The sequence below is a fragment of the Sphingomonas sp. Leaf231 genome (assembly GCF_001421995.1).
In the GTDB taxonomy this organism is placed as follows: Bacteria; Pseudomonadota; Alphaproteobacteria; order Sphingomonadales; family Sphingomonadaceae; genus Sphingomonas.
The window spans coordinates 682842-706063 of sequence record NZ_LMLS01000001.1 but is presented as its reverse complement, the minus strand read 5'-3'; the positions used below and the strand labels follow the sequence as shown (position 1 = coordinate 706063).

Annotated in this window: 19 protein-coding genes; 9 read left to right on the top strand and 10 right to left on the bottom strand. The window is 68.5% G+C overall.

Features of this window, described 5'->3' with window-relative positions; translation table 11 throughout:
* The first annotated feature begins 2 nt into the window (after positions 1 to 2).
* The 4 genes from ASE95_RS03470 to ASE95_RS03455 all read left to right on the top strand — a co-directional run bounded on the left by ASE95_RS03470 (position 3) and on the right by ASE95_RS03455 (position 4993).
* Positions 3 to 1007, top strand: coding sequence for an Ldh family oxidoreductase (locus tag ASE95_RS03470; protein ID WP_082449962.1), 1005 nt, complete (start codon positions 3 to 5; stop codon positions 1005 to 1007).
* Positions 1004 to 2752: a DUF885 domain-containing protein gene (locus ASE95_RS03465; protein ID WP_056631468.1), complete on the top strand. Its 1749-nt coding sequence runs from the start codon at positions 1004 to 1006 to the stop codon at positions 2750 to 2752. The genes ASE95_RS03470 and ASE95_RS03465 overlap by 4 nt, the downstream gene beginning before the upstream one ends.
* Positions 2753 to 2849: 97 nt before the next feature.
* Positions 2850 to 4220, top strand: a complete 1371-nt coding sequence (locus tag ASE95_RS03460) for a Gfo/Idh/MocA family protein (RefSeq protein WP_082449496.1) — start codon at positions 2850 to 2852, stop codon at positions 4218 to 4220.
* Complete coding sequence (locus ASE95_RS03455; protein ID WP_056631463.1) at positions 4217 to 4993, top strand: 3-keto-disaccharide hydrolase; 777 nt, start codon at positions 4217 to 4219, stop codon at positions 4991 to 4993. Before ASE95_RS03460 ends, ASE95_RS03455 begins: the two co-directional genes overlap by 4 nt.
* Before the next feature lie 55 nt (positions 4994 to 5048).
* Here the strand turns inward: ASE95_RS03455 and ASE95_RS03450 are convergent, their stop codons facing one another.
* Positions 5049 to 5600: a DNA-3-methyladenine glycosylase gene (locus ASE95_RS03450; RefSeq protein WP_056631460.1), complete on the bottom strand. Its 552-nt coding sequence runs from the start codon at positions 5598 to 5600 to the stop codon at positions 5049 to 5051.
* 99 nt (positions 5601 to 5699) lie between these two features.
* Between ASE95_RS03450 and ASE95_RS03445 the strand changes: the two genes are divergently transcribed.
* A complete protein-coding gene (locus ASE95_RS03445) occupies positions 5700 to 6533 on the top strand; it encodes a D-alanyl-D-alanine carboxypeptidase family protein (RefSeq protein WP_056631457.1) in 834 nt (277 codons plus the stop codon).
* A gap of 15 nt (positions 6534 to 6548) precedes the next feature.
* On the opposite strand, the gene ASE95_RS03440 is transcribed toward ASE95_RS03445, so the two are convergent.
* Positions 6549 to 6920, bottom strand: a complete 372-nt coding sequence (locus tag ASE95_RS03440) for a response regulator transcription factor (protein ID WP_056631455.1) — start codon at positions 6918 to 6920, stop codon at positions 6549 to 6551.
* Positions 6921 to 7015: 95 nt separating this feature from the next.
* Positions 7016 to 7510, bottom strand: a complete 495-nt coding sequence (locus ASE95_RS03435) for a GAF domain-containing protein (RefSeq protein WP_156347864.1) — start codon at positions 7508 to 7510, stop codon at positions 7016 to 7018.
* A 276-nt stretch (positions 7511 to 7786) separates the two neighbouring features.
* On the opposite strand from ASE95_RS03435, the gene ASE95_RS03430 reads away from it, so the two are divergent.
* The 4 genes from ASE95_RS03430 (at position 7787) to ASE95_RS03415 (ending at position 13599) form a co-directional block, all read left to right on the top strand.
* Positions 7787 to 9841, top strand: coding sequence for a putative bifunctional diguanylate cyclase/phosphodiesterase (locus ASE95_RS03430; protein WP_056631450.1), 2055 nt, complete (start codon positions 7787 to 7789; stop codon positions 9839 to 9841).
* A gap of 375 nt (positions 9842 to 10216) precedes the next feature.
* Positions 10217 to 11350 carry a fumarylacetoacetate hydrolase family protein gene (locus ASE95_RS03425; RefSeq protein WP_056631447.1) on the top strand — a complete coding sequence of 378 codons (1134 nt, stop codon included), beginning with the start codon at positions 10217 to 10219 and terminating at the stop codon, positions 11348 to 11350.
* Positions 11347 to 12099 (top strand): SDR family NAD(P)-dependent oxidoreductase, encoded by a 753-nt coding sequence (locus ASE95_RS03420; protein WP_056631444.1) that lies wholly within the window; start codon positions 11347 to 11349, stop codon positions 12097 to 12099. The genes ASE95_RS03425 and ASE95_RS03420 overlap by 4 nt, the downstream gene beginning before the upstream one ends.
* Before the next feature lie 63 nt (positions 12100 to 12162).
* Entirely contained in the window at positions 12163 to 13599 is a 1437-nt protein-coding gene (locus tag ASE95_RS03415) for a sugar porter family MFS transporter (RefSeq protein ID WP_056631441.1), read from the top strand.
* Positions 13600 to 13682: 83 nt separating this feature from the next.
* Here ASE95_RS03415 and ASE95_RS03410 read toward each other — a convergent pair whose 3' ends face one another.
* The 7 genes from ASE95_RS03410 to ASE95_RS03380 form a co-directional block, all read right to left on the bottom strand.
* Positions 13683 to 16349: a M1 family metallopeptidase gene (locus ASE95_RS03410; protein ID WP_056631438.1), complete on the bottom strand. Its 2667-nt coding sequence runs from the start codon at positions 16347 to 16349 to the stop codon at positions 13683 to 13685.
* Between the two features lie 65 nt (positions 16350 to 16414).
* Positions 16415 to 17224, bottom strand: a complete 810-nt coding sequence (kynA, locus tag ASE95_RS03405) for a tryptophan 2,3-dioxygenase (protein ID WP_056631435.1) — start codon at positions 17222 to 17224, stop codon at positions 16415 to 16417.
* Positions 17224 to 18417: a kynureninase gene (gene kynU / locus ASE95_RS03400; protein WP_056631432.1), complete on the bottom strand. Its 1194-nt coding sequence runs from the start codon at positions 18415 to 18417 to the stop codon at positions 17224 to 17226. The genes kynA and kynU overlap by 1 nt, the downstream gene beginning before the upstream one ends.
* Positions 18418 to 18460: 43 nt before the next feature.
* Positions 18461 to 20005: a DHA2 family efflux MFS transporter permease subunit gene (locus ASE95_RS03395; RefSeq protein ID WP_056631428.1), complete on the bottom strand. Its 1545-nt coding sequence runs from the start codon at positions 20003 to 20005 to the stop codon at positions 18461 to 18463.
* Positions 20006 to 20082: 77 nt separating this feature from the next.
* Positions 20083 to 21246 (bottom strand): efflux RND transporter periplasmic adaptor subunit, encoded by a 1164-nt coding sequence (locus ASE95_RS03390; protein WP_056631425.1) that lies wholly within the window; start codon positions 21244 to 21246, stop codon positions 20083 to 20085.
* Positions 21243 to 22718, bottom strand: coding sequence for an efflux transporter outer membrane subunit (locus ASE95_RS03385; RefSeq protein WP_082449488.1), 1476 nt, complete (start codon positions 22716 to 22718; stop codon positions 21243 to 21245). The genes ASE95_RS03390 and ASE95_RS03385 overlap by 4 nt, the downstream gene beginning before the upstream one ends.
* Complete coding sequence (locus ASE95_RS03380; RefSeq protein ID WP_056631422.1) at positions 22709 to 23170, bottom strand: MarR family winged helix-turn-helix transcriptional regulator; 462 nt, start codon at positions 23168 to 23170, stop codon at positions 22709 to 22711. The genes ASE95_RS03385 and ASE95_RS03380 overlap by 10 nt, the downstream gene beginning before the upstream one ends.
* Positions 23171 to 23222: the final 52 nt, after the last annotated feature.

Below are 23222 nucleotides of genomic sequence, written 5' to 3'. Positions count from 1 at the left end.
GCATGACGCTGGCGGAGGTGCGCGACTATGCGTGCGCGACGCTGGCGCGGGTCGGACTGGCGCCAGCGCATGTCGAGGCGGTGGCGGAGACGATCGTCGCGGGTGAGCGCGACGGATGCGGCGCGCACGGGCTGTACCGGTTGCTGGTGGCCGCGCATTCGGTGGCGACAGGCGTGGTCGTACCGGATGCGGTGCCGGTGCTGGAGCGGCGCGCGGCGGGGGTGATGCGCGTCGATGGCAAGGGCGGGTTCGCGCAGCTGTCGTTCGCCACCGGGCGCGACGCACTGGTCGCGGCGGCGCGCACCAACGGCATCGCGGCCCTGGCATTGAACGACGTCGTGCATTTCGCGGCGCTGTGGCCCGAGGTGGAGGCGCTGGTCGAGCGCGGACTGGTCGCGCTGGCCGTCACGCCCAACCACGCCTGGGTCGCGCCGGCCGGGGGCACCCGGCCGGTGTTCGGGACCAACCCGATCGCGTTCGGCTGGCCACGCGCCGGTGCCGCGCCGTTCGTGTTCGACTTCGCGACCAGCGCGGTGGCACGGGGCGAGATCGAGCTGCATCGCCGCGCGGGCACGCCGGTGCCCGCCGACTGGGGCCATGCGCCCGGTGGCGGCGAGACGACCGATGCGGCGCAGGTGCTGGCAGGCGCCATGCGCACGTTCGGCGGGCACAAGGGATCGGCGCTGGCGCTGATGGTCGAACTGCTCGCCGGGCCGCTGATCGGCGACCTGACCAGCGCGGAATCGATCGCGTGGGATGCGGGGCGCAAGGGATCGCCGCTCGGTGGCGAGTTGATCCTGGCGCTCGATCCCACCGGGTTTCTGGGGCCGGCGGCGGCGGAGCATCTGGCGCGCGCCGAACGCGTGTTCGCCGCGATCGAAGGACAGGGCGCGCGGGTGCCGGGTTCGCGCCGTCACGCGCAACGCCCGATCAGCGAGCGGGAGGGCGTGCTGGTGTCGCGCGCGCTGCTCCGCGATATTGACGATGTGACGAAGGAGAAGCCATGACGATCGCGCTCGCACTGACGTTGTTGCTGGCCGCGCCCGCTGCGGCCGCCACCCCCGTGCCGGCTCCGGCGAGCGATGTGGCGTTCCGTCGCCTGTCCGAAAGCGAATATGCGTGGCGCAAGACGCTGAACGGGCCGGATGAGGATGCGCCCGCCAGCCAACGCGCGACGCTGCCCGATGTCGGGCCAGCGGCGCAGGCGGCGATGCTGAAGCGCTGGACCGAGACGATGGCCGCGCTCGACCGGATCGATCCGGCGAAGCTGTCGGCCGGCGCGCGCGACGATTATGTCGTCTATCGCGGGCAGATCGACGCGTTGCTCGCCGAGCAAAGGTTTCGCGAATATGAGAAGCCGCTGAACGCCGACACCAGTTTCTGGATGAACGTCGGCGGCATGGCGCGCGACGATTACCGGGACGAGGCGGCGCTGCGGCGCTACCTGTCGCAATTGTCGAGCCTGCCACGTTATTACGATCAGCAGATCGCCAATATGCGCGCCGGGCTGAAACGCGGTTTCACCCCGCCGAAGGTGACGTTGCAGGGCCGCGATGCCGGCGTGGCCGAGATCGTGCAGGCCGGGGCAGGGGAGGGATCGCCTTTCTACGCACCGTTCAAGACGTTGCCCGCGACGATCCCAGCGGCGAGGCAGGCGGCATTGCGCGCGGAGGCCAGGCGCGTGATCGCCGGCGCGGTGGTGCCCGCGCACCGGACGTTGCAGGCGTTCCTGCGCGACGAATATTTTCCGGGATCGCGGACCGCACTCGCCGCCTACGACCTGCCCGACGGGCATGCATATTATCGGTCGAAGGTTCGCGAGTTCGTCACCCGCGACCTGACGCCCGAGCAGATCCACGACATCGGCGTCCGCGAGGTCGCCAAGATCCGCGCGAGGATGCAGATTGTCATGAAGCAGGTGAAGTGGCAGCGCGACCTGCCGGCGTTCCTGAACTTCCTGCGCACCGATCCGCAATTCTACGCGAAGACACCACAGGAATTGCTGAACCGCGCGGCGTGGATCGCCAAGACCTTCGACGGAAAGGCGGCGACCTATTTCGGGCGCCTGCCGCGGATGCGCTTCGCGATCAAGCCGGTCGCGCCGGATATCGCGCCGTTCTACACCAGCGGGCGCGGCGGTCCGGGGATCTATCTGGTCAACACCTACGACCTGCCGTCGCGTGGCCTCTATTCGCTACCGGCGCTGACGCTGCACGAAAGCGCACCGGGGCACGCGTTCCAGATGCCGTTCGCGATGGAGCTGACCGACCTGCCCGAATATCGCCGCGACGAATATATCTCCGCGTTCGGCGAGGGATGGGCGCTGTATTGCGAGGCGCTGGGCGAGGACATGGGGATGTACGAGACACCCTATGAGACGTTCGGCATGCTGTCGTATCAGATGTGGCGCGCCGCGCGGCTGGTGGTCGATACCGGCGTCCATGCCAAGGGTTGGACTCGCGAGGAGGCGCAGGCCTTCCTGCGCGACAATACCGCATTGTCGACGCACGAGATCACCACCGAGGTCGACCGCTACATCGCGTGGCCGGGGCAGGCGCTGAGCTATTACATGGGCGAGCTGGCGTTCCTGGACGCCAAGGCCAAGGCGCAGAAGGCGCTGGGCGACAAGTTCGACATCCGCGCCTTCCACGATGCGATGCTCAGCCTGGGATCCGTGCCGTTGCCGATGATCGACCAGCGCACCGACCGCTTTATCGCCGACAAGGGCAAGGGGCCGTATCCGTTGCCGTGATCCCGGCGCAAATCGTTCAAATCGTTTTTCTAATTGCTTGAGTTTGCTGGCCGATCCGACCATCCTGCCGCCATAACGATGACCGGGAGAGGCAGGTATGAGGATCGACCGTCGCAGCTGGATGGGCGGCGCCGCGGCGCTGGCGGTCGGAATGGGGGGCGCCCCCGCCGCCACCGCGCAGCGGCAGCGCCGCCGTGCCGCCAGCGACCGCGTCAACGTGGCGGTGATCGGCGCGGGCGGGATGGGCGCGTCGAACATGGACAAGCTCACGTCGCAGAACATCGTCGCGATGACCGACGTCGACATGGCGCACGTCGCCAGGTCGGTCGGCGATCCGAAACGTGCCGCACTGAAGGCCGCGTATGACAAGGCCGCGAAATACGCCGATTACCGTCGCATGTTCGACGCCCGGAAGGATCTGGATGCGGTGGTCATCGCCGCGCCCGACCACCATCATGCGGTGGCGGCAAAGATGGCGATCGAGCGCGGGCTGCACGTCTATGTCCAGAAACCGCTGACCTACACCGTGCGCGAGGGGCGCGTGCTGGCCGAACTGGCGCGCGCCAATCCGAAGCTGGTCACGCAGATGGGCAACCAGGGGCATTCCGGCGACGACGGGCGGCGCGCGGTGGAGATCGTGCGCGGCGGCGCGATCGGGCGCGTGCGGGAGGTGCAGGTGTGGACCAATCGTCCGATCTGGCCGCAGGGTGTGGCGCGTCCGGAAGCGGTGGCGATGCCCGCCTCGCTCGACTGGGATGCGTGGCGCGGGCCGGCGGCGGTCGATTGGGGCTACAACCCGATGTACGCGCACTTCAACTGGCGCGGCTGGGCGCCGTTCGGAACCGGCGCGCTGGGCGACATGGGGGCGCATCTGGTCGACTTTCCGGTTTGGGCGCTGGAGCCGGGGCTGCCGACGCGCGTCGAGACGCGGCACAGCGTGTGGGGCGATCCGAAGAACCCGGCCGACGGCAGCTATCCGCTGGCGACGGTCAGCTATTTCGACTTCGGCAATGCGAAAGGGGGGCCGATCCGCATGACGTGGTACGATGGCGGATTGATGCCCCCGACCCCGCCGGGGATGCCGGCCGGCGCGAAGATGGATCCGGGTGGCGGCGTGCTCTACATCGGCGACCGCGGCATGTTGATGCACGAGACCTACGGCGAAAATCCGGTGCTGATCGGCGACGGCGTCGAGGAACGCGCTGCGGCGATCCCGACATCGCTGCCGCGCATTCAGGGCGGGATGGGCGGCCACGAGATGAACTGGATCCGCGCGATTCGCGGCGAGGAGGCGATCTCCAGCCCGTTCGCCACCGCCGTGCCGCTGACCGAGACGATGCTGCTGGGCGTCGTCGCGCTGCGCGCCGGGCGCGCGATCGACTATGACGGAGCGGCCGGACGGATTACCAACGTCGCGGATGCGAACCGCTATCTGGATCGGGAGTATCGAAAGGGATGGGAGCTATGAAGGGTATCGTGCTGGGCGCCGGGCTGTTGCTGGCGTCGACGGCCGGGGCCGCGCAGGCGCCGCAGGGTGATCCGAAGGCGACCGAGCAATGGTCGCCCGCAGTGCCGGTGGTGACGCCGGGGGCGTTCGTCGGCTGGCCGGCACCCGCCGACGCGATCGTGCTGTTCGACGGCAAGGGGCTGGACAAATGGTCGGCGGTCAAGACCGGCGGTGCGGCGGGCTGGACGGTGGCCGACGGTACGGTGACGGTGAAGAAGGGCACCGGTAATATCCAGACGAAGCAGTCGTTCGGAAATTATCAGTTGCATCTCGAATACCGCATCCCCGCCGCGATCACCGGCGAGGGGCAGGCGCGCGGCAACAGCGGGCTGTTCCTGGCATCCACCGGTCCCGGCGACGACGGGTATGAGCTGCAGATCATGGACAGCTACAACAACCCCACCTACGTCAACGGGCAGCTGGGTGCGGTGTACAAGCAGACACCGCCGCTCGCCAATCCGGCGCGCAAGCCGGGCGAGTGGCAGACCGTCGACGTCCTGTGGACCGCGCCGCAATTCGGCGCTGACGGCGCAGTGACGCGGCCGGCGTTCGTCACCGCGCACGTCAACGGTGTGCTGGTGCAGAACCACACGCAGGTGAAGGGCGGCACGACGTATATCGGACAGCCGCGCTACACCGCGCACGGCCGGGCACCGATCAAGTTGCAGGACCATGGCGATCCCAGCGCGCCGATCAGCTTCCGCAACATCTGGATCCGCGACCTGAAGGACTGATGCGGCCGGGGGCGGGTGGGGCAATGCGCTCGCCCCACCCCCGCGTGTCGGGGCGTCAGCCGCGGACCGCGCGGCTCAACGACGGTGATCCGGCCAATACGAAGCGCCACGGCACGTCGGCCGCGCGGGTGATCCCGATACGCGGCGTGGCCAGGATCGCGGGTTCTTCGGTTCGCCCGGTCAGCACGAACGGCGGCCGGTCCAGCGCCGCGCCGTCCAGCGCCAGATCGATATCCAGCGCCCGGCATAGCCGGCCCGGACCGGCGCACAGCAGCGCGTCCGCCTGCGTCGTCGCGCGTCTGGCCCGCATCCGCTCCAGCCCGTCAGTGGGGGCCAGCGCGCGGATCAGCACCGCCGCGCCCGCGCCGCACGTCAGGTTCAGGCAATGATGCAGGCCATAGATGCGGTAGACGTACGCCGCGCCCGCCGGGCCGAACATCGCGGCATTGCGCACGCCCGGACCCTTGAAGCTGTGCGAGGCGGGATCGCTGGCGTCATAGGCCTCGGTCTCGACGATCGTGCCGCCGATCCCGTCGACCAGCAATTTCGCACCCAGCAGCGCGCGTGCCACCGTGACCACGTCTCGGGCGAAGAAGGAACGGTCCATCCCGTTGATATGGCAACGCGCCGCAGCGGTGTGAACCGCGCAGGATCGACGCGGTCACCGGCGTTGTCGCGGGACGGGGGACGGGTTAGTCGTACGGTCATGTCGAATGTGTCGCGTATCGCCACGATGTGGCTGCTGTTGCTTGCCGCCATTGCCGCCGCTTTCCCTGCCACCGCCGCGCCGCGCGGCCCGGTGTCGGCGGTCGTTCTGGATGCCGCGACCGGGCAGGTGCTGGACGAGGACAATGCCGATCGCGCGCGCGCGCCGGCCTCGCTGGCGAAGCTGATGACGCTGCTGCTGGCGTTCGAGGCGCTGGACGCCGGCACGCTGACGCCGCGGACGATGATCCGCATGACCGCGGCCGGGGAGCGGCAGCAACCGTCGCGGCTGGGACTGCGTCGTGGACGCTCGATCAGGCTCGACGCGGCGCTGCGCGCGGTGGCGGTCATCTCCGCCAACGATGTCGCGGTCGCGCTGGGCGATCATCTGGCCGGCAGCGAGCGGGCCTTCGTGACCCGGATGAACGCGCGTGCGCGGGCGATCGGCATGACCGCGACCCGCTTCGGCAACGCCACGGGACTGTCGCCGAGCGCCGGGCGCACCACCGCGCGCGACATGGCCGTGCTGGCCCGCCATCTGATCCGCGCCGAGGCGAAACATTACCGGCTGTTCGGCACGCGTGCGATCACGTGGGAAGGGCGACGTCGCGAGAACCACAACAAGTTGCTGGGCAAGGTCGAGGGGATGGACGGGTTGAAGACCGGCTATACCGTCGAGGCCGGGTTCAATCTGGCGGCATCGGCGCGGCGCGGGGCGCGGCGGGTGATCGTCGTGGTGATGGGGGCACCATCGGGCGCGGAGCGCGACCTGCTGGTCGCCAATCTGATGGAACTGGGGTTCAGCGAGCCACGCCTGCGCCGCCCGCGCCGCTGACAAGGGCGCGGGCCGTCAGTGTAGCAGTGCGGCGATCCGGTCCAGGAAGGTCGCGATACGATCCGGCTTGGTCACGAAGACGTCGGCACCCGCGGCGAAACAGGCTTCCTGATCGGCGAGACTGTCGAGCACGGTCAGCGCCATGACCGGGATCGACCGCGTCAATTCCGTCCTTTTCAACCCTTCGATCACGTCCAGCCCGCTGATGTTGGGCAGACGGATATCGACGATGATCGCCGCGGGACTCAGTTCCTCCGCGACACGCTGGGCGTTGCGTTCGTCGGCCAGCACATGGGCCTCGTAACCGCCGATCTTCAACCACGATGCGTAGAGCTTTCGATGGCTGGCGGTGTCCTCCACCAGCAGAATGCATTTTCGATGCGCCACCCGTCCTCCCGTCGCTGCGGGCGTGCCTGCCCGTCGACGACGCGACCCGCAAGCCGGAAACTTGCACCCCGGACGCAGATCTCTCGTAACGTGAATCAGTTCGGTTGGACGAAAATCCGTTCCGCTTCCCGCGCCAGCGCGGCCAGGTCGTACAGGTCCGGCAAGCTATCCCGTGCCTCATGGTCAATCACGCACAGTGCGCCGAGCGGGTAACCGCCGCGATCGACCAGCGGAATACCGACGTAGAAGCGGATCGGCGGTGTTTTCGCCACCAGCGGATTGTTCGCGAAACGCGGGTCGCGCAGCGCGTCGGGCACGACCAGCGCTTCGCCGGGACGGTGGATAGCCAACGCACAGAATGACAGCGCGCGCGGCACGTCACCGTCCACGTCGCCGCATTTGGCGATCATCCATTGTCGGGCGCGGTCGATGATCGAGATGGCGCCGATCGGCGTCCGTGCGAGCTCTGCCGCGCGTTCGACGACGCCCTGGAGCCGATCATTCCACCGCTTCGACCGAAAATCGAGACGATCCACCGCATCCTGCCGTGCTGGCTCGTCGGCGACCATCATCGGATCCGGCATGAACATCGAACGTAAGTCCCTTGTTTACCCGACCTTTTGGGCGGCGGGTTCATGGAGTCAAGCGCGTCAGCCGGTAGAAAGTCGTTAATCGGCCGTACAGCAACATATCGCAAGGCATTGGCCATTGTGTGCGATCGCACGCGCCGACGAAAGTACCTCCTCGATCATAAACCAGTAAGGCTTTGGCTTGTAAGGCGGATGGCCCGCGGAGGTTGTGTGCTGCCGACATCCATTTCTACCCGAGTCGCTGCTGCCTTTGGCGCCGTCCTTGCGCTCGGGCTGATGCTGCTTGTCGGCGGCGTGATGATGGGGCAGGCCATCTATTCGCACAACGAAGCAGTCGGACGGCTGACCACGCTGTTGCAGATGGAGGATCGTCAGGATCAGCTCCAGCGTCGCTTGCGACTGGGCGTGGGCGAGGTGACGCGGCTGGCCGAACAGGGGCGGCCGGTGTCGGACGCGCAGTGGCGCAACGTCGCAGTCGCGATCATCGGCTTCCACCGGGGCAACGCCCATGTCGCTCCGGCAGCCGAGATACCGGCGGATATCGAGGCGCTTGGTGCGGTTCGTCGCGAGGCCGAGGCGCGCTTCGCGCTGCTGAGCGTCCAGTTGCTCTACGATGCGCGACATGCCCCCGCCGCGATCGGTGCCAAGATGCCGGCGTTCCTGGCGGCGCTGCGTGATCTGGAATCTTCGCGCTCCGACCTGCGGCGTACGTTGATCGCCCGGATCGACGCGACGCTCAAACAGAACTTTCGGGATCTTTCGAAGGGATTGAGCCGCGTTCTTCTGGGTGCGGTGACGGTGCTGGCGGTGTTGCTGGCGTGCGTGGTGTGGCTACGGCGGCGGTTGATCGCCCCGATCGTCGCACTGGCCGAACGCGTGCGTCAGCTAAGCCGGGGCGAGGATGCCTGGGGGCTGGTGCCGGGCGCGGCGCGTCGCGACGAACTGGGCGATCTGGCGCGTGGCATCGGCGATTACCGCACCGCGGTGGAACAGCGGCGGCTTGCCGAGCGGCGTATCGAATTCCTGGCGCACCACGATGTGCTGACCGGCCTGCCGAACCGCCTGTTGTTCGAGGAACGGCTGGCGCATGAACTGGTGCGTTCACGCCGCACCACCGAGCGCGTGGCGGTGTTCGCGATCGACCTGGACGAGTTCAAGTCGATCAACGACCGGTTCGGCCACGCCGGTGGCGACGAGGCGCTGCGCGCGGCGGCGCAATTGTTGAGCGGCTGCGCACGCGCGAGCGACATGGTGGCGCGATTGGGCGGCGACGAATTCGCCATCATCCAGGTCGGCGGCGAACAGCCCGCAGCGGCGGAGGCCCTGGTCCAGCGCATCATGGCCGCGTGCGAAGCGACGTCGAGCGATACGGTGCCGGTCCAGATGAGCATCGGCGTGGCCCTTTCCGGCGTCGAGCAGGCCGGCGAGGAATTGTACAACCTGGCCGACATGGCGATGTACCGCGCGAAGGCGGAGGGACGGCACACCGCGCGTTTCTTCGACGACCAGTTCAAGGAGGAAGTGCGGCTGCGCTGGCGGCTGTCCCGTGATCTCGAAGGGGCGGCGGAACGCGGCGAACTGTATCTGGTCTATCAACCGATCGCCCATGCCGAAACGCTGGAGGTGGTGGGCCACGAGGCGCTGCTGCGCTGGGCGCATCCCGAACTCGGGGATATCCCGCCCGACCGTTTCATCCCGCTTGCGGAGGCGAGCGGGCGGATCGACGTGATCGGGCTATGGGTCGCCGATCAGGCGATGGCGGCGGCGAGCCGCTGGCCGGACGATATGACGCTGGCGCTGAACCTGTCACCGATCCAGTTCCGCCAACCCGCGCTCGCCCACGAACTGCTGGCACTCGCGCGGCACCACCGCATCACGCCCACGCGACTGGAGTTCGAGGTGACGGAAAGCGCCACGCTGCTCGACAATCGCCGGCAACCGGTGATGACCGTGCTGCGGACGTTGCAGAATCAGGGCGCGCGGATCGTGATGGACGATTTCGGCACCGGCTATTCCTCGCTCGGCAACCTGCGCGATTTCCGCTTCGACAAGCTGAAGGTCGATCGCAGCTTCGTGGCGACCATGCTCCACCATACGCCATCGGCGTCGATCGTGCGGAGCATCGCCGCATTGGGTGCGAGCCTCGATATCCCCATCGTCGCAGAGGGCGTGGAAACTCCGGCGCAGCTGGCGTTGCTGTGCGATTGGGGCATCCCGCAGGTACAGGGCTTCCTGATCGGCCGCCCGAACCGGCAGGCGATCCATTGTGCAGACACCTTCGCCGCGCGACCGGCGCAGCCAGTATCGGCGAAGCGGGTCGCTCAGCTGTAATCGATCGCGTTGCCTGCCGATCTAGGCCGGTTCGTTCCGATCATCGTCGTGCCGAACCCAAAGGGCCGTCGACGATAAGCGACCGTCGCGCCGCCCCCTCGGCGATGGGGCACGACGAAGTGCGCCCGCGCAGCAAAGTCGAAAAAACGCCAGCGACGATTGATACTTGCACACAAACGGCAGGACCAGGACAGGCGGACATAGCGGCGTCCGCCTTCATCGCGGCGGCAGATCGTCGTTTGTACGACCAGCACCCCGATGATGCGTCCGCGGCTGGCGCGGTGCGGTCCGGCGCGCTAATCGACCATCGGCTTGACAGTCGCGCAAGCGCGGTGTTGGTAGCGCTATCAAGTAATGTGTGAAGGGGAGAGGGTGATGGCACAGGAAGTCGGCGCAACGGCGTCGGGCCTGCCGCAGGACTGGCGGTCGGGGCGTTTCATCGGACGGGCAGCGACGCCGGCGGGCGCGATCCCGTTGCTGGTGATCGCGGGCGAGGCGTTCGACATGTCGGCGGTGGCGCCGACTGTGTCGATGCTGGTCGAGGCGGGCGACCTGTCCGGCACGGGCGGGCGTTCGCTGGGCGCGCTGGATGCCGCCGGTCTGGAGTTGCTGAGCCCGGTCGACCTGCAATGCGTCAAGGCGTGCGGCGTCACCTTCGCGGTGTCGGCGATCGAGCGCGTCATCGAGGAACGTGCGCGGGGCGACTGGTCTGCTGCGGCGGCGATCCGCGAGCGTCTGGAGGCCCGGGTCGGCGGATCGATCCGGTCGGTGGTGCCGGGCACGCCCGAGGCCGCGGAGCTGAAGCGCGCGCTGATCGAGGACGAGCTCTGGTCGCAATATCTAGAGGTCGCGATCGGCCCGGACGCGGAGGTGTTCACCAAGGCACCGGTGCTGGCGACGGTCGGTCCCGATGCGGAGATCGGCATCCGTTCCGATTCGACGTGGAACAATCCCGAGCCGGAGGTCGCGCTGCTCGTGACCAGCCGCGGTGAGACGATCGGCGCGACGTTGGGCAACGACGTCAACCTGCGCGATTTCGAAGGACGCTCGGCGCTGCTGCTCGGCAAGGCCAAGGACAATAACGCATCCTGCTCGCTGGGGCCGCTGGTGCGGCTGTTCGACGAGACGTTCACGATCGACGACGTGCGCACCGCCGAGGTGCGGTTGAGCATTCTGGGCGAGGACGGCTACGTCCTCGACGGTGTCAGCAACATGGGCGAAATCAGTCGCGACCCGCTCGACCTCGTGCGCCAGACGCTCTCGGAGCATCAATATCCCGACGGCTTCGTGCTGTTCCTGGGCACGTTGTTCGCGCCGGTGCAGGACCGCGACGATCCCGGTCGCGGTTTCACCCACAAGATCGGCGATCGGGTGACGATCGAAAGCGCGCGGCTCGGCCGGCTGGTCAATCGCGTCGTGACGTCGAGGGATGCCGCGCCGTGGACGGACGGGATCGGTGCCCTGTTCCGCAATCTGGCGCAGCGCGGCCTGCTGGAGACGACCAAGTGAGCGCAGCCGCGACCTATCCGTCACTGCAGAACAAGCGCGTGCTGGTGACCGGCGGGGCGACCGGGATCGGTGCCGGGCTGGTCGAGGCGTTCGCGCGCCAGGGCGCGCATGTCGCGTTCGTCGACGTCGCCGAGGAGGCCGGGCACGCTCTTGCCGCTACGCTGGGCGAGCGCGTGATCTTCCGCCGGTGCGACCTGACCGACATCGCTGGCGTGCCGGGCACGATCGATGCGCTGGCAGGCGCGATGGGCGGGCTGGACGTGCTCATCAACAATGCCGCCAACGACGATCGCCATACGATCGCCGAGGTGACGCCGGACTATTGGGACCAGCGGATGGCCGTGAACCTGCGCCATCTGTTCTTCGCCGCACAGGCGGCGGTGCCGCATCTGAAGCAGGCCGGTGGCGGTGCGATCGTCAATTTCGGTTCGATCAGCTGGCATCTCGGGCTGCCCGATCTGGTGCTGTACCAGACCGCGAAAGCCGCGATCGAGGGCATGACGCGCAGCATGGCGCGCGATCTGGGGCGCGACAACATCCGCGTCACCACGATCGTGCCCGGCAACGTGCAGACCCCCCGACAGGAGAAATGGTACACACCGGAGGGCGAGGCCGAGATCGTGGCGGCGCAATGCCTGGATGCGCGGATCCAGCCGGCCGACGTCGCCGCGCTGGCGCTGTTCCTGGCGTCCGACGACGCGCGGATGTGCACCGGGCACGAATATTTCGTCGACGCCGGCTGGCGCTGAGGACAAGTGACGGGCGCCTGTTATCAGGCGGAAAGACAACGAAAAACACGGGAGCGGGCAGGAATGGCAAGCATATCGGTTGAACCGGGCGATCCGGGCGCGGCGGGCCGCGTGAACATGGGCTTCATCGCCGCCATCGTCGCGGTGGCGACGATCGGCGGCTTCATGTTCGGCTATGATTCGGGAGTCATCAACGGCACCCAGAAGGGGCTGGAAGCGGCGTTCGACCTCGGCAAGCTGGGGATCGGCGTCAACGTCGGGGCGATCCTGATCGGGTCGTCGATCGGCGCATTCGGCGCGGGGCGGCTGGCCGATCGCATCGGGCGGCGCGGCGTGATGATGGCGTCGGCGGTGCTGTTCCTGGTCAGCGCGTTGCTGGCCGGTGCGGCGGGATCGTCGGCGATCTTCATCATCGCGCGGATCATCGGCGGACTGGGCGTCGGCGCGGCCAGCGTCATCTCGCCGGTCTACATTTCCGAAGTGACCCCGGCGGCGATCCGCGGCCGGTTGTCCAGCGTGCAACAGGTGATGATCATCAGCGGCCTGACCGGCGCGTTCGTCGCGAACTTCGCACTGGCGCGCTATGCCGGCGGATCGACGGCGGACTTCTGGATGGGCTTTACCGCGTGGCGCTGGATGTTCTGGTTGCAGGCGGTGCCGGCAGCCATCTATCTGATCGCGCTGACCGTTATCCCCGAAAGTCCGCGCTACCTCGTGGCGCGCGGTCGCGAGGCGGATGCGCATCAGGTGTTGACGCGCCTGTTCGGCCGCGCGGAGGCGGATCGCAAGGTGGTCGAGATCCGCGGCAGCCTCGCCAGCGATCAGCATCGCCCGAAGCTGTCCGACCTGAAGGACCGCACCAGCGGCAAGATCCGCCCGATCGTATGGGCGGGCATCGGGCTGGCGGTGTTCCAGCAGCTGGTCGGCATCAACGTCGTCTTCTATTATGGTGCCACCTTGTGGGAGGCCGTCGGCTTCACCGAGGATCAGGCGTTGCAGACCAACATCCTGTCCGGCGCATTGTCGATCGGCGCGTGCCTGTTCACGATCTTCACGGTCGACCGGATCGGGCGCAAGCCGCTGCTGCTGGTCGGGTCGGCGGGCATGGCGGTGACGCTGGCGACGGTCGCCTGGGCGTTCTCGACCGCGGTGACCGACGCGGGCGGCGCGGTCAGCCTGCCGGGCAACAACGGCATCGTCGCGCTGGTCGCGGCCAATCTGTACGTGATCTTCTTCAACGCCAGCTGGGGCCCGGTGATGTGGGTGATGCTGGGCGAGATGTTCCCGAACCAGATCCGCGGTTCGGGCCTGGCGGTCGCGGGGTTCGCGCAATGGATCGCCAATGCCGCGATCTCGGTCACCTTCCCGGCGCTGGCGGTTTCGCCAGGGCTGGCGGTGACCTACACCGGCTATGCGGTGTTCGCGGCGATCTCGTTCTTCTTCGTGCGCAAGATGGTGCACGAGACGCGAGGGCGCGAACTGGAAGACATGCAGGGCTGATGACGAAGAGCGGCGGGCACGGTGCCCGCCGCCGATGGACGGAGCCTGTCGCGGCGTGCGGCAGGCTCCGTTTTCGTGTGCGGTTACTTGGCCAGCACTGCTTCGATTTCCGCGCCCTTGGCCGCCTTCAGCGCCACGCATTGGCGGATACCGTCGAGCGTCTGGCCAAGCTCCAGCTCGCCGCCGCCCAGCACCGCCAGCTTCGGCCGGAACAGCGCGTCCACCGCCGCCGCCTTGTCGGCGGTGCAATAGCCGGCGAACAGCAGCGGCAGGCGCGCACGGCCGAAGGACGGCACCGTGTTCGCGACCCGATCGAAATCGCGGCTCATCAGTGCGAACACTGCGTCGCGACCGGCGGGCGATTCCGTCAGCACACGCATGATCGAGTTGCGCTCGCTCGACTGCAATGCGGCGTCTTCACGCAGCACCAGCGCGCGCGCCACGGTGGCCGTGGCATCGGCGCTGCCCAATGCGTAGACCGCCTGTTGGCGGAACAGCGGATCGCTGCTGGCGATCAGCGCGGTGCGCAGCGCATCCATGAACGCCACCCCGTGATCCTGCACCGCGACGATCATCGCCATCGTGCGATAGCCGGTGTCCAGCGCGCGCGTGTCGCCGTCGATCGCCGCCTGCGCCGCATCGGCCAGCTGACGACGGATCGCCGCATCCTTCGCGACGAACGCGGCGTAGGAAACCAGCGACTGGCGCAACTGGCTCTGCCCGCTCTCTTCGGTGGCATAGGCACCAGACCTTAGCGTCAGCGCCCCCAGTGCGGTCAGCCGCGGCAACGACAATTCGGCCGCCAGCCTGCGCAGTCCGGCGTTCCCCGCCGACGACAGCCCGAGACGTTCCACCCCGCCGATCGCGGACGGCAGCAACAGCGTCGCCGAACGTTCGCGATGCTGCGCCAGGAAACGCGCGCCCGCGACGACGCGCGCGAAGCCCGCGCCGCCGGCGGCGAAGTCGGCCCACAGGCTGTCGGCGGCGGCCATCGCCTCACGCGCGGGCAGCGCGGCCGCACCCGCCATCAACGTCTGCCAGCCGGCATCGTCCAGACTGTAGCGCCAGTATCCCGCGCCGTCGGCGTTGGGGATCGCCGCGCCGGCACCCTTCAGTGCCAGCGTGCCCTGCGTTGCCGTCAGCAGCGTGCAGCTGCGCACCTCGCCCTGCCGCGCGCAGACCGGCACGTTCCACGTCTGCGGCGCGACCGCGGCGACGCCGATCGGGCGATAGCGACGCTGCGCGATCCGCCAGCCGGCACCGTCCTCCCGGATCGAGATGACCGGCACGCCGGTCTGTTCGACGAAGCTGCGGAAGATCGGCACGACGCCGGAATCACCCGACCCCTTGGCCATGGAGGCGAAGAAATCGTCGGCATTGGCATTGCCATAGCGGAAGCGATCGAGGTGGTAACGTACCCCGGCGCGGAAGCGATCGGGGCCGAGATACCGCTCGACCATCGTCAGCATCTGACCGCCCTTCTGATAGGTGATCGAGTCGAAGGCGCTGGCGATCTGGTCGTTGCGCGTGATCTCCTGCCGGATCGGACGACCGACCGACTGGCTGTCGGTGTCCATCGCCGACAACGCCTCGGCCAATTGCGCCACCTCGGTACCCAGACCGGGCTGCCACAATTCGCCGACGCGGTTGCCGGCCCATTCGGCGAAGCTTTCGTTCAGCCAGATGTCGGTCCACCACGTCGGGGTCACCAGATCACCGAACCATTGGTGCGCCAGTTCGTGCGCTACGACCATCCCGAAGGAGCGCCGTTGCGAGGCGGGGGCGTCCGGCGACAGCAGCAGCAGCGTGTCGTTATAGGTAACCAGCCCGGCATTCTCCATCGCGCCGCCCATGACCGGCGACGCGATCTGATCGAGCTTCTCGTACGGGTAACGCGTGCCGAAATAATCCTCGTGCAGCGCCAGGATCTTCGGCCCCTCGCTCGCCGCAAGCTTCAGGCGAGCGACCTGCCCCTTGGTGGCGATGACGCGGTAGGGCAGCGCTTCCTTGCGCACGGCGTTGGCCGGAGCGTCACCGGGCATGACGTCGAACGCGCCGACCGCGATGGCGACCAGATACGTCGGCAGCGGCTTGGACGGCGCGAACTTGTGGGACGTCATGCCCTTACCCGCCGCCGTCTGCCCGGTCTCGGGCGTGTTGGCGAACACGCGCTGTCCGTTCGGCGCGGTGATCGACAGCGTGAACGGCGTCTTGAAGCCGGGTTCGTCGAACGACGGGAACATGCGGCGCGCATCGATCGGCTCGAACTGCGTCCAGGCGTACCATTCCTCGCCCACCTTCACGCGGTACAGCCCCTCGCCGCCGGTCATGAACGGCGCGTCGTAATCGAAGGTGAGGGTGACGGTACCCGCGGGCAGCTCTCCGTCGAAGTCGAGGCGCACGACGCCCGACGGATCGACCTGCGTATAACGTGCGGCGATCGTGCGCGCGCCGACCCGCGCGGCGACGCGGGCGACGGTCAGGTCGTTGCCGTGGAGGAACAGCGAGCGCGTGGCGCGCGCCACCCGTGTATCGATTTCGGCATGGCCCCTGAAGCGCGGCTGCGCCGGATCGACGGTGAGATCGATCCGATAGCCGGTCGGACGCGCCGCATCGGAAAGCCGGCCGAGCGGAACCGCCGATGACGAGGCGGATGCCGGGGCGGTGGAAGTCGTCATGGCGGCGGATGCCTGCGCCATGGCCGGCACAGCGAACAGCAACGCCGTCGAGGCGAGCAGCAAGGTCTTCATCGGATCGGTCCCCTTTTCGGGGGCGACCGTATCAGCTGTGACGATCGGGCGGTAGCGGCCGGACGCTACAATTGCGTGCGGACCGCCCACAATTCGGGGAACAGCTCCACCTCCAGCATCCGGCGCAGATAGGAGACGCCGGCCGTGCCGCCGGTGCCGCGTTTCAGCCCGATCACGCGCTCGACCGTCGTGACGTGGTTGAAGCGCCACCGGCGGAAATAATCCTCCAGGTCGACCAGTTTCTCGGCGAGTTCGTAGAGCGGCCAATGTGCCGCCGGATCGCGGTAGATCGTCGCCCACGCGGCGGTGACCGCATCGTCCTGCACGTGCGGTGTGCGCCAGTCGCGCACCGGATCGGCAAGCAACCCGGCGGCGTGCAGGTGGATCAGCGCCGCATCGTAGATGCTGGGCGCAGCAAGGATCGCTTCCAGCCGCGCGAGCGTCGCCGGGCGATGGCGATGCGGCCCCAGCGTCGCGGCGGTGCGATTGCCGCACAGATATTCGATCGCGCGATATTGCCATGACTGGAAACCGGACGACTTGCCCAGTGCGTCGCGAAACGTGGTATAGTCGCTGGGCGTCATGGTGCGCAGCACGTCCCATGCTCCGTTCAGCTGCTCCAGAATGCGCGACACCCGCGCCAGCAGCTTGAACGCCTGCGGCAATGCGCCGGACAGGACCGCGTCACGCGCGCTTTCCAGCTCGTGCACCGCCAGCTTCATCCACAATTCGCTGGTCTGGTGCTGGATGATGAACAGCAGTTCGTCATGCGCATCGCTCAGCGGGTGCTGCGCATCCAGCACGCGGTCGAGCGCAAGGTAATCGCCATACCCCATGCGCTTGGCAAAGTTCAGCTCGGCATCATGGTGTTCCATCACGTCACCTTTGCGCGGGCGTGGTAATCGGCGCGGTCCCATGCGCCGGTATCGAGGATCTCGGCGAGGATCGTCGCGGCGCGCACCACCTCATCCTCCGACAGGTATAGCGGCGTAAAGCCGAACCGCAGCACGTCGGGCGCACGCACATCGCCGATCACGCCGCGCGCGATCAACGCCTGCATCACCGCATAGGCGTGCGGGTGGGTGAAGCTGACCTGACTGCCACGCGCCTGCGGATCGCGCGGCGAGGCGAGCGTGACCTGCGGGCAGCGTGCCTCCACCTCGTGAATGAAGCGTTCCGACAGCCGGATCGACGCGGCGCGCAGGTCCGCCATGTCCACCTCCTCCCAAGCGTCGAGCGCCGCGTCGAGGATCGACAATGCGACGATCGGCGGGGTGCCGACGCGCATCCGCTCCACCCCCGGTGCCGGGCGATAGTCGCGCTCGAACGCGAACGGCGCGTCGTGGCCGAACCAGCCGGCAAGGATCGGTTGCGCGACGTCGGCATGCGCAGGCGCGACGTGGATGAAGGCCGGTGCGCCGGGACCGCCGTTCAGATATTTGTAGGTGCAGCCGATCGCGAAATCGGCCTGCGCGGCGGTGACGTCGATCGGCAGCGCGCCCGCGGAATGCGCGAGATCCCAGACCGCCAGCGCGCCGCTCGCATGCGCACGCGCGGTCAGCGCGGCCATGTCGTGCAGCCGCCCGGTGCGGTAATCGACCTGCGTCAGCATGACGACCGCGACGCTGTCGTCGATCGCGGCGGCGACTTCTTCCGGCGCGACGACCTTCACCTCCAGCCCGCGGCCCAATGCCTGCACCAGCGCGTCGGCGATGTAGAGATCGGTCGGGAAATTGCCGCTGTCGGACAGGACGACCCGGCGATCGGGGCGCAGCGCGAGCGCGGCGGCGAGTGCCTGAAAAACCTTGATCGACAGGGTGTCGCCGGTGGTGACCGTGCCCGGCGGCGCACCGATCAGCCGCGCGATCCGGTCGCCGACGCGCGCCGGCAGCGTCGTCCAGTGCGCATCGTTCCACGCGCGGATCAACCGGTCGCCCCATTCCGCCCGCAACACCCGTGCCGCTCGCGCCTCGGCGGCGAGCGGCAGCGGCCCTAACGAATTGCCATCGAGGTAAAGTACGCCTTCCGGGAGGTGGAACAGGGCGCGGGTGGCGGCAAAATCGGTCATGGGCGACGGACTACGCCCGTTTCGGATGAGACGAAAGAGGGCCTCAGTCCGCCGCCACCATCCCCTGTTGCGGCCGTGGGCGGCGGCACAGCCAGATCGGCACGATCAGCACCGCCGCCAGCCATGCGGACAACCGGAACAGGTCGGTCGATGCGAGCAGATAGGCCTGGCCGACCATCTGGCGGGTCACGGCGGCCGCAGCCTGCTGCGTCGTCATGCCCAGATTCGCCATCTGCTCCGCCGCCATCTGCCACGGCATCCCGCTGCCGATCGCCTCGGCAAGCCGCGACTGGTGCAGCGCCTCGCGCCGGTCCCAGCCGGTCGATATCAGCGATGCTGCGAACCCGCCCGCCACGATGCGACCGAAGTTCGAGATGCCGGTGGCCGACGGCAGCCGCTCCGGCGGGATGCCGTCGAGCGAGATCGTCAGCATCGCCAGGAAGAACGTGCCCATCGACACGCCCTGCACCAGCAGCGGCAGCATCAGGTCGGTGAAGCTGGCCTGCGTCGTAAAGCCCGACCGCATCCAGTAACTGACCGCGAAGCCGGCGAAGGCGACGGTCGCGAGGATGCGCGCATCGACCTTGCCGGACAGACGGGCGACGAACGGCGTCAGGATCACGGCCACCACCCCGCTGGGCGCGGCGACCAGCCCGGCCCAAGTAGCGGTATAGCCCATCTGCGTCTGCAACCACAGCGGCAGGATCAGGATGTTGGCGAAGAACACCGCATAGCCCAAAGAAAAGGCGAGATTTCCGATCCAGAAGTTGCGGCGCGCGAACAAGGTGAGATCGACGGTGGGATTGGCGTCGGTCAGCTCCCAGATCACCCAGGCGACGAAGCCGACGATCGCGGTCACCGTCAATGCGACGATCAGCGGATCGTTGAACCAGTCCGCGTTCTTGCCGAGGTCGAGCATGACCTGCAGCGATCCTACCCACAGCACCAGCAACCCCAGCCCGACGGTATCGATCGGCAGCCGTGCGGTGGGCGTTTCGCGGTCGCGCAGCCGCGTCCAGCACACGAACGCGGTCAGCACGCCGAAGGGCACGTTGATGAGGAAGATCCACGACCAATGGTAATTGTCGGAGATGTAGCCGCCCAGGATCGGCCCCATGATCGGCGCGACCAGCGTGGTCATCGACCAGATGCCCAGCGCGGTGGAACGTTTGTGCGCCGGGAAGATCGAGATCAGCAGCGCCTGGCTGCCCGGCATCATCGGGCCGGATACCGCCCCCTGCATCACGCGGAAGATGATGAGCGAGGGCAGATCCCACGCGATGCCGCACAGGAACGAGGCAAGCGTGAACAGCATCACCGACACGCAGAACACCCGCACCACGCCGAAGCGCCGCATCAGCCATCCGGTCAACGGCACCGCGACGCCGTTGGCGACGGCGAAGGCGGTGACCACCCAGGTCGAATTGTCGCTGGAGACGCCGAGATTGCCGGCGATCGTCGGCAGCGAGACGTTGGCGATTGTGCTGTCGAGCACCATCATGAACGTGCCCAGCGCCAGCGCGAAAGCGGTGATGCCCAGCCGCGCGCCGGTCAGCGGGGCGGGGCCGGCGGGCGGGGCGTCAGCCATGATGCGGGCGTCCGCCCGTCATGCCGCGGATAGTCATGCGGGTGACGTCCACAGGGGTGACGGTCATGCCGGAGCGCTCAACGGTTGGCCGCCACGATGCGACGGATCGCGGCCTCCACCTGCGGATCTCGGCCGGTGATGGTGCCGCCGCGGTAGGGCGAGGCGGCGGCCTGCGCCAGCCGCGGCCCGCGCGTGTCGGCGGTGTCGATCGTCGCCTGCACCGACAGGCCGACGCGCAACGGGTTGGCGCGCAGCTCGCGCGGGTCGAGCGCGATGCGCACCGGCACGCGCTGGACGATCTTGATCCAGTTGCCGCTGGCGTTCTGCGGCGGAAGCAGCGCGAAGGCGTTGCCGCTGCCCGCCGACAGGCCGACGACGCGGCCGTGATAGGTCACGTCGCCGCCGTACATGTCGGAGGTCAGGGTCACGCGCTGGCCGATCCGCACGTCCTTCAGCTGCGTTTCGCGGAAGTTGGCGTCGACCCACAGCCGGTCGAGCGGGACGATCGCCATCAACGGCGTGCCGGCGTTCACCTGTTGCCCGACCTGCACCGTGCGTTGTGCGACCACACCCGCGATCGGCGCGCGAACGTGCATGTGCGAGCGGGTGATCGCGGCGCGGCGATAGGCGGCAATCGCGGCGAGCACTGCCGGATTGGTATCGACGTCGGTGCCCTGCACGGTCGCCTGCGCCTGCCGTCGCTGTTCACGTGCGAGGCGCAGGGTGGCGCTGGCGACCTTTACCGCATCGGCGGCGTGGTCGAGTTCCTCGCCGGACACCGCGCCCTGCGCGGCGGCGCTGCGGCGGCGCGCATAATCGGCCTGCGCGCGCGACAATTCGGCCTGCGCCTGCACGATCCCGGCATCGGACTGGCCGACACGGGTGAAGTCGGCGCGGGTGGAGCGGACCGCGCGCGCCAGCTCCGCTCCCGCCGCGGCGACGTTGACGTCGGCGGTGGTCGGGTCGAGGTCGATCAACGGCTGTCCGGCGGTGACGCCCTGTGTGTTGTCGGCGTGCAGCGCAGTGACCGTGCCGGGATCGCGGGCGGTGATCGCCACCACGTCACCCGCGACATAGGCGTCGTCGGTTTCCTGTTCCGGCGGGCTGAGCAGGAAATGGAACACGCCCCAGACGATCGCCGCGATCAGCACGACGATGCCGAGGATCGTGAACGCGCGGCGTCGCGCGACCGGCTTTCCGGTGGGCGCGGGTGCCGGGGTGCTGGCAGGATTGTCGGTCATCGGGGGGCGTCCTGAACGGGATCGAAGCCGCCACCCAGCGCGGTGGCGAGTTGCGCGCGCGCCACGAGCGCGTCGATCGAGAGATTGGCGTCGGCAAGCTCCGCGTCGAGCAGCCGCACGTCGTTGTCGACCAGGTCGAGCCGACTGTTCAGACCGCTCTGCACCCGGATCGCGTTCAGGCGGTTGGTCTCGGCGAACCCGGCGGTCACCTCACGCTGGCGCGCCTGGGTCGCGTCGGCCGCACGAACCTGCGCGATCGCGTCGGCGGCCTGCCGTGCGGCGGTGACGACCGCGTCGTTATATTGCGCGGTGGCGACGTCCAGCGCGGCGGTAGCGCCCGCCAGATCGGCGCGTCGTCGCCCGCTGTCGAACAGCGGAAGGTGGATGGCGGCTCCGCCGCCGGCGGTGCCCGAGTCGAGGTCGACGAAATTGCCGAAGCCGATCGCCTGCATGCCGACCAGCGCCGACAGGTTGACGTTGGGGTAGAAGGCACGGCGCGCCACTTGCCGCTCCGCACCGGCCGCGACCACGCGCGCCTGTGCGGCGGCGATATCGGCACGGCGCGCGAGCAGGTCGGCGGGCAGCGCCGTCGGCACCGGCAAAGCGGCGTCCGGCGCAAGGTGGGCAGGGCCGATCGCCGCGGCATAATCGCTGCCGCGCCCGGCGAGCGCCGCCAGCGCGTTGGTGGCGAGTACGCGCGCCGCCTGCGCTTGAACCAGCGCCAGTCGCGCCTGCGCCAGCAACGTCGTGGCGGCGCTGGTGTCGATCCGGCTGGCGAGGCGATTGCGCTCCCGCGTCTGCACCAGCGACAGCGAGCCTTCGCGCGCCGCGATGGTGCGCGCGGCGATCGCGGCGCGGCGTTCGGCCCGCGCGACCTCCACATAGCTTTGCACGACCGACCCGGCGAGCATCAGCCGCGCCGCGGCAACGTCATAGCCGGCGGCACGCGCCTGCGCTGCCGCCGCCTCGATCGCGGCTTTCTGTCGTCCGAACAGGTCGAGGTTCCACGACAGTCCGGCCTGCGCCGTGCCCAGCGCGCGCACGGTGCCGGCATAGGGCGGCGGGATCGTGTAATTGCCCGACAGCCGCGATCCCTGCACCTGCGCATCGACGTCGACGTTGGGCCGGCGGTCGGCATCCTGCCGCTCCAGCACCGCCTGCGCCTGGCGAACCCGTGCGGCGGCGATGTCGAGCGACGGATTGCCCGCCAGCGCGTCGGCGACCAGCCGGTCGAGTTGCGGATCGCCGATCGCGCGCCACCAGTCGGGCGCCAGTCGCACCGAGGGACCAGCAAGCGCCAGCCGCTCCGGCGTCGCCGCCGTGATCGCCGGACGGGCGTCCGGCACCGCGCAGCCGGCGAACAGCAGCGCCACCGCCGTCGCCAGCCCGGCGCGGCAGCGCGCCAGCCCGCATCGCGGTGCCGGGATGGCCGGCGAGGTCGCGCCGGGAGGCGGGGGCGTACTCACGCGCATGTCGCGATCTCCTCCAGCGTGCGGCGCAGCTTCTGCAATTGCGCCACGAACTGCTTCACCTCGGCAGCCGGCCAGTCGGCAAGGCAGCGGTTCCAGTAATCGATGACCAGATCGCGGCATCGCGCCGTCACCGCACGACCTTCGTCGGTGAGCGACAGGTGCACGACGCGGCGGTCGTCGGCGCTGCGCGTCCGCTCGACCCAGCCCTTGGCCTCCAGCGTGTCCATCATCCGCGTCATCGCGCCCTTGTCGTGCGCCATGTCGCGCGCCAGCGAGGCGCAGGTCGGCTCCGTCCCGTGGTGGATCGACATCAGCGCCGACCATTGCGAGGTGTTCAGCCCCTCCGCCGCAAAGGCGCGGTCGAGCACCGTCACGCCCAGCTGGTTGCATACCTTCACGAGGTAACCGACCGATCGGTCCGGCGTGTAGGTATCGCGATGGTAGAAGCTCATTCGGTTGCCATGGCAACGGTTGCCGGGGCAGTCAATAGCTTTGTTTCCCAAC

Bases quoted from the DNA above. Each gene is read 5' to 3' on its own strand.
- ASE95_RS03455 (WP_056631463.1), top strand. From the start codon at position 4,217: ATGAAGGGTATCGTGCTGGGCGCCGGGCTGTTGCTGGCGTCGACGGCC.
- ASE95_RS03460 (WP_082449496.1), top strand. From the start codon at position 2,850: ATGAGGATCGACCGTCGCAGCTGGATGGGCGGCGCCGCGGCGCTGGCG.
- ASE95_RS03380 (WP_056631422.1), bottom strand. From the start codon at position 23,170: ATGAGCTTCTACCATCGCGATACCTACACGCCGGACCGATCGGTCGGT.
- ASE95_RS03385 (WP_082449488.1), bottom strand. From the start codon at position 22,718: ATGCGCGTGAGTACGCCCCCGCCTCCCGGCGCGACCTCGCCGGCCATC.
- ASE95_RS03445 (WP_056631457.1), top strand. From the start codon at position 5,700: ATGTCGAATGTGTCGCGTATCGCCACGATGTGGCTGCTGTTGCTTGCC.
- kynA (WP_056631435.1), bottom strand. From the start codon at position 17,224: ATGGAACACCATGATGCCGAGCTGAACTTTGCCAAGCGCATGGGGTAT.
- ASE95_RS03410 (WP_056631438.1), bottom strand. From the start codon at position 16,349: ATGAAGACCTTGCTGCTCGCCTCGACGGCGTTGCTGTTCGCTGTGCCG.
- ASE95_RS03390 (WP_056631425.1), bottom strand. From the start codon at position 21,246: ATGACCGACAATCCTGCCAGCACCCCGGCACCCGCGCCCACCGGAAAG.
- kynU (WP_056631432.1), bottom strand. From the start codon at position 18,417: ATGACCGATTTTGCCGCCACCCGCGCCCTGTTCCACCTCCCGGAAGGC.
- ASE95_RS03450 (WP_056631460.1), bottom strand. From the start codon at position 5,600: ATGGACCGTTCCTTCTTCGCCCGAGACGTGGTCACGGTGGCACGCGCG.
- ASE95_RS03425 (WP_056631447.1), top strand. From the start codon at position 10,217: ATGGCACAGGAAGTCGGCGCAACGGCGTCGGGCCTGCCGCAGGACTGG.
- ASE95_RS03395 (WP_056631428.1), bottom strand. From the start codon at position 20,005: ATGGCTGACGCCCCGCCCGCCGGCCCCGCCCCGCTGACCGGCGCGCGG.
- ASE95_RS03415 (WP_056631441.1), top strand. From the start codon at position 12,163: ATGGCAAGCATATCGGTTGAACCGGGCGATCCGGGCGCGGCGGGCCGC.
- ASE95_RS03430 (WP_056631450.1), top strand. From the start codon at position 7,787: ATGCTGCTTGTCGGCGGCGTGATGATGGGGCAGGCCATCTATTCGCAC.
- ASE95_RS03435 (WP_156347864.1), bottom strand. From the start codon at position 7,510: ATGTTCATGCCGGATCCGATGATGGTCGCCGACGAGCCAGCACGGCAG.
- ASE95_RS03470 (WP_082449962.1), top strand. From the start codon at position 3: ATGACGCTGGCGGAGGTGCGCGACTATGCGTGCGCGACGCTGGCGCGG.
- ASE95_RS03465 (WP_056631468.1), top strand. From the start codon at position 1,004: ATGACGATCGCGCTCGCACTGACGTTGTTGCTGGCCGCGCCCGCTGCG.